This window comes from Bartonella sp. LJL80, assembly GCF_054871565.1.
Map to the genome: position 1 here is coordinate 1 of NZ_JBTXLM010000013.1, position 13126 is coordinate 13126.

10 protein-coding genes are annotated in these 13126 nt (G+C 49.4%); all 10 read right to left on the reverse strand.

Annotated elements, in window-relative coordinates:
* On the reverse strand, window positions 1-1244 hold a 1244-nt coding region (locus ACYSNS_RS13870; protein WP_461723801.1), incomplete at its 3' end, for an NAD(P)/FAD-dependent oxidoreductase.
* A 72-nt stretch (window positions 1245-1316) separates the two neighbouring features.
* Entirely contained in the window at window positions 1317-2408 is a 1092-nt protein-coding gene (locus tag ACYSNS_RS13875) for an FAD-binding oxidoreductase (RefSeq protein WP_461723770.1), read from the reverse strand.
* 31 nt (window positions 2409-2439) lie between these two features.
* Entirely contained in the window at window positions 2440-3690 is a 1251-nt protein-coding gene (locus ACYSNS_RS13880; protein ID WP_461723771.1) for an aromatic ring-hydroxylating oxygenase subunit alpha, read from the reverse strand.
* 347 nt (window positions 3691-4037) lie between these two features.
* Complete coding sequence (locus tag ACYSNS_RS13885; RefSeq protein ID WP_461723772.1) at window positions 4038-5120, reverse strand: quaternary amine ABC transporter ATP-binding protein; 1083 nt, start codon at window positions 5118-5120, stop codon at window positions 4038-4040.
* Entirely contained in the window at window positions 5113-6000 is an 888-nt protein-coding gene (locus tag ACYSNS_RS13890) for an ABC transporter permease (RefSeq protein WP_461723773.1), read from the reverse strand. Before ACYSNS_RS13890 ends, ACYSNS_RS13885 begins: the two co-directional genes overlap by 8 nt.
* Window positions 6001-6103: 103 nt before the next feature.
* On the reverse strand, window positions 6104-7105 hold the full coding sequence (locus tag ACYSNS_RS13895) for an ABC transporter substrate-binding protein (protein WP_461723774.1): 1002 nt from the start codon (window positions 7103-7105) through the stop codon (window positions 6104-6106).
* Window positions 7106-7244: 139 nt separating this feature from the next.
* A complete protein-coding gene (locus ACYSNS_RS13900) occupies window positions 7245-8252 on the reverse strand; it encodes a GlxA family transcriptional regulator (RefSeq protein ID WP_461723775.1) in 1008 nt (335 codons plus the stop codon).
* Window positions 8253-8336: 84 nt separating this feature from the next.
* Window positions 8337-10898 carry a GcvT family protein gene (locus ACYSNS_RS13905; RefSeq protein ID WP_461723776.1) on the reverse strand — a complete coding sequence of 854 codons (2562 nt, stop codon included), beginning with the start codon at window positions 10896-10898 and terminating at the stop codon, window positions 8337-8339.
* Window positions 10899-11297: 399 nt separating this feature from the next.
* Window positions 11298-12170 (reverse strand): formyltetrahydrofolate deformylase, encoded by an 873-nt coding sequence (purU, locus tag ACYSNS_RS13910; RefSeq protein ID WP_461723777.1) that lies wholly within the window; start codon window positions 12168-12170, stop codon window positions 11298-11300.
* 8 nt (window positions 12171-12178) lie between these two features.
* The gene (locus ACYSNS_RS13915; protein WP_461723778.1) at window positions 12179-13117 is read right to left on the reverse strand and encodes an electron transfer flavoprotein subunit alpha/FixB family protein; all 939 of its coding nucleotides are present in this window, start codon (window positions 13115-13117) and stop codon (window positions 12179-12181) included.
* Between the last annotated feature and the right edge of the window lie 9 nt (window positions 13118-13126).

Sequence of the window (13126 nt, forward strand, 5' to 3'; positions counted from 1 at the left end):
TGGCTCATTGTTCCAAAAAAGGAAAAGCCAAACAATGATTGGCACCACATGTCGAAACCGGCAAGCCGGATGCCTTTAGCCGTCCCGTATTTCGACCATAGCGGCTTGGCATTGCGGACCTTGTAAAGGTCTTTGCCAATCAGGCTATCGCGCCATGTCGTCTCGATCTCTTCCACTTCATCATGGGCACGCCCGTCAGCAATCGCACGGGCCAGATGGTCTGCCGCATAAAGCCCTGACAAAATGGCATTATGCGACCCCTTGATGCGCGGCAGATTGACAAAACCCGCCGAACAGCCAATCAATGCCCCGCCGGCAAAGGTCAGCTTCGGTACGGATTGATAGCCACCCTCGGTAATGGTCCGTGCACCATAGGAAATACGTTTGGCACCGGCAAAGGTCTCGCGAATTGCCGGATGGGTTTTAAACCGCTGGAACTCTTCAAACGGCGACAGATAAGGGTTTTTGTAATTCAGATGGACAACAAAGCCCACCGCCACCTGATTGTCTTCCAGATGATAGAGAAACGAGCCGCCACCGGTGTCATTATCCAGCGGCCAGCCGGATGAGTGCTGCACCAGTCCGGCCTGATGTTTGGCCGGATCAATCTGCCAAAGCTCCTTGATGCCAAGCCCGTATTTTTGCGGCTCGCGGCCTTTATCAAGCTCGAAGCGTTTGATCAGCTGTTTGGCAAGGGAACCGCGTGCACCTTCGCCAATCAAGGTGTATTTGCCAAGGAGCTCCATACCGCGCATGTAGTTGGGGCCGTGGCTTCCATCCTTTTCCACCCCCATGTCACCGGTTGCAACACCGATGACGGCCCCCTTGTCATCGTAAAGCACTTCGACAGCGGCAAACCCCGGATAGATCTCGACACCGAGCGCTTCGGCACGGTGGGCAAGGAAGCGGCAGACATTGCCAAGCGATACGATATAGCAGCCATGGTTGGAAAGCATTTTAGGCATCAGGCTGTTGGGCAGACGCTTGGCTTTGGTGGCGGTCAATTGCAGGAAGTGGTCTTCGCGCACCGGTGTTTTAAACGGATGGCTTTCATCGTCACGCCAATCGGGCAACAGGGCATCCATCCCCACCGGGTCGACAACAGCGCCGGACAGAATATGCGCACCGATCTCGGCACCTTTTTCAAGCACCACAACCGAGAGATCGGGATGAAGTTGTTTCAAGCGGATCGATGCTGAAAGACCGGCAGGCCCGCCACCCACAATCACAACATCAAACGACATGCTTTCCCGAGGCTCATAACCGCTGCTTTCTATCGTATTTTCAGGCAAAACTTTTTCCTCCCTGCCATCTGTTTAAGCCTCCACTTCCACAGCGCTCAAAGGGCGTGAACAGCAAGCAAGAATATAGCCGTCCTCCACCTCTTCATCGAGAATTCCACCATTATGCTGCATATCCACCTCACCGGAAATTTTGCGTGTCTTGCATGTGCCGCAAAGACCATTTTCGCATGCTGCCGGAATACGAACACCGGCTGCCCGTGCTGCTTGTAAAATGGTTTGTCCCGGCAAACACTGCCCATCGACATCTGATGTCAGGAAATGCACCGCAAATCCCTCTGCTTCATCTCTTTCGATTATTGCAGCAGCATCAACAGGTAAAGGTATGACTGTTTCTTCAGCCACTGGGCTGTTGAAACTCTCCTGATGATAGTGTTGCATGTCAAAACCGGCATCTTCCAACAGTCCCTGTACAAGCTGCATGAAGGGTTCCGGTCCACAGCAGAAAACCTCCCTTTCGCGAAAATCAGGGCATAAAACTGGAAGCCGCGTCGCATCGATCTTTCCAATATGCCCAGACCAGCTTTGTTTCGACGAACGTTGTTGTACAAGAAACGCCAGTGACAAGCATGGCATTCTGTTCCACAATAAATCCAATTCTTTATGAAATAGAATATCCTCGGCGTAGCGGGCGCAATGGACGAAATTAATGTCGGTTGCGGGCGCACAGTCTGCAAACCAGCGTAGCATCGACATGAGGGGCGTTACACCCGAACCGGCCGAGATAAAAAGATATTTGGATGCGGGATAGGTGAAATGGGTAAACTGACCGGCGGGCCCATAGGCTTTCAAGAAATCGCCTTGTTTCACATTGTCAAACATCCAGCGCGATCCGATACTATCCGGCTGTGCTTTAACGGTGACGGCAATGGATAAAGGACGTGAAGGCGTAGAAGATAATGTGTAAGTCCGAAGCAGCGTTTCTCCCCTGACCGGCAGTTCTAAGGTGATGAATTGACCGGGCTTATATTTGAACCATGTTTGCGCGTCAGAACGAAAGGTGAAGGTTTTGACGTCCGACGCCTCGTCAACAATGCTGACCACTTGCAACATCTGCAAGCGGTCGTTCCACGGTTCCATCTCGTCGAGATGCAGATAGGCTTCCATTGATGTCACCCTGCTTGTTTAGCTTAACGCGCTACGCGACAGCGCGCATCAATGTTTTTCCGGTGCCGCCGGTAAGCCGATCTTCTAAAAAGTTTGCGTACCAATCGACAAATTGTATGACCCCGCCCTCATGGACTTGCGAATAAGGGCCGGGCTCATAGGCAGGTGACTGTATGCCATAGGCATTTTCTTCCACAATCTGGCGATCTTGATCATTGGTTGCCGTCCAGACTTTGATCAATTCTTCAAGGTCGTAATCGACGCCTTCAACGGCATCTTTATGAACCAGCCATTTTGTTGTCACGGCGGTCTCGGTGACACTGACCGGAATGACGCGAAATGTCACAGCATGGTCAATGAGTACATGGTTCCAGGTTGTGGGGTAATGGAAAAGCAGCAACGTGCCGATGCGGTCTATCTTGACATCATCCGACAGCCGCCGTTTGACAGCCGCCTTGCCCGACATCGTATAGCTGACAGCATCGGCAATTAACGGCGCGCGGGCCGTGCGATATTGTCCGTCATCATCCATTACAAACTTCGCCGGCAGACCGGACGCTTCGCAGTCATTCCACAAGGCAACCATATCCGGGTCATCTTGGCCGCCGCTAACGCCCGTCACGGTCGGCGCTTCAGGATAGGTCTTGCATAATTCAGGATGGTTACCCGCACAGTGATAGCATTCACGATTGTTCTCCCAGACAAGCTTCCAATTGCCTTTTTCGTAGATGGTCGATTCAAATGCGACCTTGGTATCTTTAAGGTGGTGCGGCGCGAAATAAGGCTCCATCATCGTGGCGAAAGGCTTGAAATCGGCCGGTTCCTTAGCCAGGCAAATAAAAATGTAACCGGCTACGGTTTCACACGCTACCGGTTTCAGTGAATGCTCTTCGGGTTTGAAGCAATCCGCCATTTGGCGGGCAAAAAGCAGTTTTCCATCAAGATCATAAGTCCACTGATGATAGGGGCACACAAGCTTGGCCGTTGAACCTTTGGCTGTGGTACAGACGCGACTGCCGCGATGGCGGCAGGAATTATGAAAGGCATTAATTTGCCCATGGCGGTCACGTACGATCACCACCGGATAATCACCGATTTGAACAGTGATGAAATTGCCTGTTTTGGGGAGTTCGCAATCATGTCCGACAAAGAGCCAATCGCGATACCAAATCTGCTCCATATCCACTTTGAAAAAATCTGGATCGACGTAAAAAGGTTGCGGCAGCGAATAGCCTTCTTTCCGCGAGCGGATGAGATTGAGCATGTCCTTTTGAACGTCCATTTTATCTTCTCCTCCAAGAGCTGAAGCGTCGAAATCTATCGCGCTGCAAACCGGTTGTTTTGCCTTGCAGGCATATGGCCTGTCGCGGCTGTTCCACTGATTGTCCGGTTCATGAAGTACTGTTCATGTCCGGACTTTTGAATGGTTATAATCTAGCAGAGAAGTGGCTTGGCGGATTACAAGTTTACGACATTTTCTTGCCGTAAAAAGACAACTCGCCGGCTTAAAACGCTTTTCGATCTGATTGGATCGGATCGACGCTCTCATCCTTTTTATTCCGCGTTTTTTATCCGATAATCATGGGATAAGAAAACGATCCTGTGAATCGATTTCCCCATGGATGTACTTCACATTTTTCGAAAAACACTCTCAATTTCTTTTTGACCTTCGTCTTGCGTCAACATGGCATTGAGCAATATTTGCAGGCTGATTGCGCCAAGCATCGTCCCTTTTTCATCCACAACAACGACTGCATTCTTACCGGTTTTCATCAGTTGCGATGCCGCCTCTTCAAGCAGCGTGCCGGCTTTTATGCGAACGGCATTTTCAACAGCTATGCCGGTCTGCTTTTCCATAATCGATTCAACCTGGATAACCTTGCCGCGATTGACGTGGCGCACAAAACTCATAATGTAATCATCAACCGGATTGAGCACAATTTCTTGTCCCGTCCCCTGTTGTATCACTTCACCGTCACGCAAAATGGCAATATGGTCGCCAAGTCTGAGTGCTTCGTCGAGATCATGGGTGATGAAAACAATTGTTTTTCGGATCTCCTTTTGCAAATCGAGCAAAATTGTCTGCATGTCGACGCGGATGAGTGGATCAAGTGCTGAAAAAGCTTCGTCCATCAACAAAATTGGCGCATCGTTGGTCAATGCACGCGCGAGGCCAACACGCTGTTGCATACCGCCGGAAAGCTGGTTTGGATAACTGTTTTCAAATCCCGAAAGCCCGACACGTTCCAGCCAGTGGGCTGCTGCTCGGTTTTGCTTTTCTCGCTGGATGCCCTGTATCTCCAAACCATAAACGGTATTTTCCAAAACCGTGCGATGCGGCAGCAGCGCGAATTTTTGAAAGACCATCGCTGTCTTATGGCGTCGAAATTCACGTAGTTGTCTTGCAGACATTTTTACGACATCATCGCCCCCCACCAATACTTCACCGATGCTGGGGTCCACAAGACGGTTGATATGGCGAATGAGAGTTGATTTTCCCGACCCCGAAAGTCCCATGATAACTTGAATACCGCCAGCGGGCATTTTGATGTTGATATTGTTGAGCCCTAAAACGTGGCCATAGTCATCCAACAGCTGCTTTTTAGTGATACCTTGGGAGAGAAGCGGAATTATCTTTGCTTGATCAGGGCCGAATATTTTCGACAGTCCTTTGATCTCGATACCATACTGGTTTTCAACGTAATCACCCATGCGTCTGCTCCTGATGTTTTTGCAAACGCTTGCCCAGCGCCTGCGTGATACGATCGAAAACAATAGCGATGCCGACAATGGCCAGCCCGTTAAAAATGCCGAGGGTAAAATATTGATTGTTAATGGCACGAAGCACCGGTTGTCCAAGCCCTTGAACGCCAATCATCGAAGCGATTACTACCATCGCAAGCGCCATCATGATTGTCTGGTTTATACCGGTCATAATCGTCGGTAATGCCAGGGGCAGTTGCACCTTCCAGAGCTTTTGCCATGACGATGAGCCAAAGGCGTCTGCCGCTTCCAAAACTTCCTCGTCCACCATACGGATTCCATGATTGGTCAGACGGATAATCGGCGGTATGGCATAGATAACAACAGCGATAAGCCCCGGAACACGGCCAATGCCCAAAAGCATCACAACCGGTATCAGATACACAAAACTCGGCAATGTCTGCATGACGTCGAGAATAGGATTGAAAAAGCTTCTTGCCCTGTTGGAACGGGCCATCCAAATGCCGATCGGAATACCGAGTGCCAACGCGATGACCGTGCAGACAAATATCATGGAGACGGTACGCATCGTGTCTTCCCACATATCGAAATAGCCGATCAGGAGAAAGATGACGATGGTGCCGATAACGATGGAAACACGCCGGCTGGCCAGCCAAGCTAAAAAGGCGATAACCATAATCACGATCATCCACGGGGTCTTCAGCATGATCCATTCCGACTGGACCAACAACAATCTTAGCGGCTCGAAAAGCATTTCGATAAATCCGCCATAGGATCGGGTAAAGTCACGAAAATGACTGTCGATTGTCAACCGCAGGGCGCGTAGCCAATTGTCGCTCATATGCGGAAATTTCCAAAACCAGTCCATATTGCATCCCCTCATCTTTCCTGACACAGGGCTTGGTAAGGCGGTATGGCCACCACCGTTCGCCGCCAATTCGTGGCTTAGGAAAAGTGGTCAGGCTATACGACTATAAAGCGCGTTCAATTTTCTTTGCGGCATCTTCGGAAACCCATTTTTTCCAAATATCCGAGTGGTTTTGCAGGAAATATCGCGCCCCGTCATCTCCGGTGGCCTGATTTTCTGTCATCCAGGCAAGCAAAGCATTGACAGTATCATTTTGCCACGAGCGCGTTTTCAAATAATCCATGACAGGTGCATCCACCCGATTGGCAAAACTTGCCGTGACAACTGTTTGCACGCGATCAACCGGCCAGCTATTCGGCTTGGGGTCGGGGCATTGGGGATTGGCGGTGCAGCGCTTCCATTCAGCCTCGTCGAACGGTATTTCCGGCATAAGGCGTACCATTTCGTAGCGCCCAAGCATTGATGTCGGCTCCCAATAGAAACCAAGCCAGCCCTGTTTGTTTTCATAGGCGCGCGACATTGAACCATCGAGACCTGCCGCCGAACCTGAGTCTATCAAGATAAAACCCGCTTTCTCAGCTTGATAGGCCTTGTATAGCTGCGCGGTGACGACAGCACCGCCATAGCCTTGTGGAGCGTTGTAGATTGCACCTTTGGATGGATCTTCGGGAGAGGGGAAAAGCTCTGGATGTTTTAATGCATCACTGACTGTTTTGATATCAGGATGCGCATCAATGATGTATTTGGGAATAAACCACCCTTGCTGTCCGCCATCAGCAAGCGCATTCCCAGCTACTATGAGCTTTTTATCATCTAAACCTCTTTGTAAAACTTCAGGAACCAGATCAACCCATCCCTCCGATGCAATATCGGGTTTATCTTTTTCCACCATAGATGTGAATGCGGGCACCGTATCACTTGTAATGACGGACACGCTGCAATCATAGCCGTTTTCCAGAATGAATTTATCGAGATTGGACAATACGTCGGAACTTTGCCAATTCATGCTGGCAATCGTTACAGAACCGCAACTGGCCTGCGCAGATTCCATGGTGCAAAGACTAATGCCGAACAAAAGACATACTTTTCCCATCTTATTTTTCATGTTGCTTCTCCTCTTTCGGTGAATCTTATCCTTGGTTGCTGGCACCACCGATGAACCAGAACCTTTTGGTGTGGTCTTCATGGACCAACCGTTTTGTGGACTGCGAGGAAGCCGCAGCCGGGGCAGTGTTTCTTTGCAATCAACTCCGTGTTGCTATGATCGTTTGTTTCGTCTTGCGTGCTTCATGTGGCGAGCAGCCATAAACCTCGCGATAACTTTTTGAAAAATGGGATGCGGAAGAAAAACCGCTGGCAATGGCTATTTCGATAATCGGCATATCCATGTGCTGTAGCAGCAATCTTGCCCGTTCGAGCCGCAGCCGCATATAATAACGCGCCGGCGATATTTTCATTTCAGTGCGGAAATGCCGTTCGATCTGCCGCCGTGTTAATCCTAGGTCAAGCATCAGCCTATCGACCGGTACAGGCTCGGAGATTGTTTCCTGCATCTTTTCAATCAATTTGGTTACAGTCGGATGATGGCGAAGAGAGGCAGAAGAAAACGGCAACCGCTGTTTGTCATCGATGTTCCTGACTTTATCAACAATGGCTTGCTCGCATATGCGTGCTACAACGCTGTCGTCACAGTCTTGACGGATGAAGTGTAACAGCATGTCAAACGCGGCCATGCCGCCCGCACATGTGTGTACCGAACTGTCAACTTCAAACAGGCGGGCTTGCACCGACGCGTTGCTAAACTGTTCCATGAAGCTTGGAATATTTTCCCAATGAATGACACATTTCTTGTCGATCAAAAGGTCTGCTTTGGCCAAAACATGGGCACCGGTACAAAGGCTTGCAACCGCGACATTGTTTTGGCGGCATTTTCGCAGCCAGACACCGATTTGTTTGTTATAATGACGCTCAATATTCATGCCGCCGCAGATTACAGCCATAAATGTCTCGTCGGCATAACCTGTCAGGCGTACTTCATTGCTCAGGCTGCTGGTGCAATCCAACGCAATGCCGCAGCTCGATTTTACTTTGTCACCGTCAAGCGATACTGTTCGCCATCGATAAAGTTCATACCCTACAATGTAATTGGCAAGCCGCAATGCCTCCACAGCCGAAGAAAAGGCCAATAAAGTAAATTCCGGCATAAGATAGAATATGAACTCTTTATACTTATATCTTATTTCCTCAACCAATATAATCGCTCCCATTTTTAACAATTATATTAATATTATGGTGTTCCCGTTTTATTTTTTTGTTTTGTATTAATTATAAACTGTTTAACTCCGTGGTTTCAAGTTTTCTGCGTCATAAAGCGGCTTATAGCCAACAGCGGCGACTTCAACCGGATAGCTTTCGCCCATATATTCGATTTTGAGCTTACGCCCTTGTTGGCAATAATCCCAAGGCAAATAAGCCAATGCAATGTTTTTGCCGATACTCGGCCCATAGGCGATAGACGTCGTGTAGGAACGCCGTCCGAGTGTGTCGACTAGTGTTTCATCGGTTTGCGGGTCCATCACCGGTAGGCGTCCGACAGGGTAGCGTGCAACACCGGCGTGATCGGTATTTTCCGTCATAATAAGGGTGCAAAGCATGGCCGGTTGGTGGTCGCGGGCTTTGTATTCAAGGTGTTTTGCTTTGCCGCGAAACTCTGCTTCCTTGACTTTCGGTCGCGCCAAATCGGCTTCCAGCAGATTATATTCGGTCAGCAGATCAGCGTTTTGCAACCGCAAGCTTTTTTCCATACGGCGCGTATTGGCATAGGTCTCGACGCCAACTGCAATAATACCGGTTGCCCGTAAAGCATCCCAAACCGCCAGACCATCTTCATAGGCCATATGCAATTCCCATCCTTGCTCACCGACATAGGATATACGAAAAGCGGTAACATCCTTGTCAGCAATTCTTATCGGCCGGATGGCCGCGAAAGGAAATGCCTCAGCTTCAAGCTCTTCTGGTTGTTGGACCACTTTTTGAAGCGTTTTGCGCGCATTCGGGCCCCATATGCCGATGGTGATATATTTTTCGCTGACATCGGTGATGGTGACATCGAAACCTTTGTCTTGCGCTATACGACGCATGTAGTGGTAGTCGCGCGGGCCGGCATCGGCCCCATTGATCATGCGGCAGCGGTCGGGCATACGAATAATTGTGAAGTCAGCACGCACCATGCCCTCATCGTCAAGGAAGTGGGTGTAGATGCCTTTACCGATATTGTTATCGCCACCAATTTTCGCCGCGCAAAGCCATTCCATCATTGCAACGTGATCTGGCCCGGCAATATCGCAAATATAAAAGTGGGAGAGGTTGATCAAACCGCAATTTTCGCTCAACTCCAAATGTTCGGCATTGGATACGCGCCAAAAATGTCGGTTATCCCATTCATTGTTGCGCACGGGAACTCGATCGGCGTATTTTTCCAGAAGATGCTCATTGGCGCGGTAGCCATGGGCTCGCTCCCAGCCGCCCAGCTCCATAAAATATCCGCCCAGCTCTTTTTCACGCGCATAAAAGGGCGAGCGCCTTATGTTCCTGCCGCCGGAAAAAGGCTCTCGCGGATGGACCGGCGGGTTATAAACTTTCATCGCAGTTTCCGTGCAACGTTCTTCAATATATTTGGCGTCGAACTGGAATTGATTAAAACGGGAGTAATCTATGCTGCTGTGGTCAATGGCCGTGCGTCCGTCGGTCATCCAGTCGGCAAGAAGTTTTCCCATGCCCGGGCCATCCTTGACCCATATGCCGACACAATACCATAGGCCGCGTAATTTCTGGCTTTCGCCTATAGATGGGCCATTATCGGTTGTAACCTGCAACAGGCCGTTGAATGAGTGACCTTCATTATAGCCAAGTTCACCCAAAATAGGGGTGAGTTCCATGGCTTTTTCCAAGGGGGCCAGTATTTGCTCCATATCGAGATCACGCTGCGATGGTGAAAGACGCGCCTGTTCTTTCTCCAGCAAATCGCGAGGATGGACAAGACGAGGATGTTCTTCCTCATAGTAACCCCATTCTATTTGTCCGCCTTCGGCGGTTTTGGGGTCGCCCGTATCACGCATATAGGCCGAGTTACCTTGGTCGCGCATTAAAGGATAACCAATTTCCAAGCCGGTATTTTCAAACTGCTTATAAGGCCCGAAAAAGGTCAACGGGTGGTCAATTGGCATAATTGGAAGGTCTTCTTTCGCCATTTCGGCAATCAATCGCCCCCAAAGGCCGGTGCAGACAATAACATGGTCAGCATATATCGTGCCACGGCTTGTAACCACACCTTTGATGCGGCCGTTTTCGGTTATGAGTGATTGGGCTGACGTATTGGCAAAAGCCATCAGCTTTCCATCTGCCATACCCTGATCCACAAGCTTTCCAGCAACGGTTTGCGAACGTGGTATTACCAGCCCTGCATCGGGATCCCACAATGCACCTTGTATGAGGTCTTCCTCAAGTAATGGAAATTTCTCTTTCGCCTCACGGGGACTGATTATCTTTGCACGCGTTCCAAATGCTTTACCGGAATCGACCTTGCGGCGCAGCTCCTGCATACGGGCATCATCATCGTTTCTAGCAACTTCAACGCCGCCGATACGCGAATAATGCCCCATTTTTTCAAAGAAATCGATCGAGTAGAGCGTTGTCCATGTCGTCAGAAAATCGTGGCTGGTGGCATAACAAAAGTCTGAAGCATGGGCCGTCGAGCCAATATCTGTCGGGATGCCGGATTTATCAATGCCAACAATGTCCTCCCACCCACGTTCAATCAGATGATGGGCTACAGATGCTCCCACTATCCCGCCAAGACCAATAATAACGACCTTGGCTTTTGCTGGAAAAGCTCCCATTTTTATACTCCGTTTTTTTGTTCCCTAAGTGGAGTATAATGTGAATTTTATCATGGGAACTTGCATTCAAACGACATTAGAATGATTATAAATGTCGCAATTCGTCTATTCGTGTTTTTTCTGCAATTCATCAGTTCAGGACGCTGGTCTAATCGGTTCAATGTGGATGATTGGCCATCCTCATCGTGTCAGGTCAAGGGATCATGTGGGGTCGAAATTCTGAATTGCTGAACGAAATCTCAAGCTTCGAAAGCACTTGGATCTTGTGATCTTTTTCTTACACGTGTTCATTGCAACACGAGCTTCATCTGCCCAAGCTGTGCCGCTTGTCAAGGGTTTCTGTTGTGGGCGAGGCGGCATACCATCTCCAGCGTGCAGAAATGAACCATGCCGCTTGTTTCACTGCGTGAAGACTACGGTTTTATGCTTGTTGAGCATGACCCTGCCTTCCAGGTGATATTTGACAGCCCGAGCCAAGACGCGCGATTCAATATCGCGCCCGGATGCCACAAAATCATCTGAAGACATGGCGTGGCTTACTCTTTCCGTTTCCTGCTCGATGATCGGGCCTTCGTCAAGAGCTGGCGTGACATAGTGAGCCGTCGCGCCGATGAGTTTGACACCGCGTTCATGCGCTTGATGATAAGGTTTTGCGCCCTTGAAGCTTGGTAGAAAAGAGTGATGTATATTAATGATCATACCGAAAAGACGGTTGGAAATATCATTTGATAAAACCTGCATATATCGCGCAAGGATAACGAGTTCAGCACCGGTTTCTTGAACCAATTTCAACAGCAGTTCTTCCTGTTCCGACTTGTTTTCTTTATCGACCTTCCAACAATAAAACAGAATGTCCTCATGTTCCGCTGTGGGTCTTGCATCCTCATGGTTGGAAACAATGGCAACCACTTCGGCATTCAGCCAACCAACTTTAATCTGATAAAGCAGATGAAGCATGGCATGATCGAATTTCGAGACCATGATGATGATTTTCGGTCGTCTTTCGCTTGCATCAAGCTTGAGATTCATATCATAACGGTCAATAGAAGGTTTGAGTGAGAGTTCAAGCCGTTCGCGGCTGATTTCCGAAGGTACGCTGAATGCGATCCTGAGAAAAAAATGGTTGGTCTGCCGATCCCAATACTGGTTGGATTCCGCTATATTGGCACCGCATGACGCCAAAGCGGTTGTGATGGCTGAAACGATGCCTGGTTTATCGTCACATGTCAGCTTCAAGATGTAGGAATTCTCTGCCACTGTCGTTTCTCCCATTTGTTGTGTCAATCGAGGCCGCGTAAAAATTCAGGTAGGATTTCAAAAAGGTCGCCGACAAGTCCGTAATCGGCAATCTGGAATATCGGAGCCTCGGGATCTTTGTTGATTGCCACGATCGTTCGGGAATCCTTCATGCCCGCCAAGTGTTGGATTGCACCCGAAATCCCACAGGCAATATAGAGATCGGGTGCCACGATTTTTCCGGTCTGTCCCACTTGCCAATCATTGGGCGCAAAACCGGCATCCACCGCTGCCCTTGAGGCGCCAACTGCCGCGCCAAGTCTATCGGCGACAGGCAGGATCATCTGCGCGAATTCTTCAGCAGAACCTAAAGCCCTGCCGCCGGAAATAACGATGCGAGCAGATCCCAGTTCAGGCCGTTCGCTTTGCGAAAAATCATTGGCTATAAATCTTGAGCGCCTGTCATCCGGCCAACTGCGATCTTTGATTTCGATAGGACAATTTTCCGCGGCTTTGGCTGCTGGCTCAAAAGCGGAATAACGAACGGTTATGACTTTTGTTTTATCAGTCGATTGAAGGGTCTGTATCGCATTGCCGGCATAGATCGGACGCTTGAATGTATCGCTGTCGACCACGGCAACGATTTCGGATATCTGCATGACATCAAGCATCGCAGCGACGCGCGGCATGGCGCTTTTCCAAGTGGTTGAAGCGGGTGCGATAAGGCTATCATAATTGGCAGCAAGCGAGGTCACAAGCATGGCAAGATTTTCCGCCAATTGATGTTCGAAGAGCGGATTGTCAACACGGATAACCTTGTTGACACCTTCGAGACAGCTTGCCGCTTCTGCCACATATGCAGTATCTTTTCCAACAACAAGAATATCGACACGAGATGATATTTGCAGCGCGGCGTTAAGACAACGTGCGGTTTGCTCTGATAGTTTACAGTGATCGTGTTCGCTCATAAGCAGGACTGACATGACCATTCT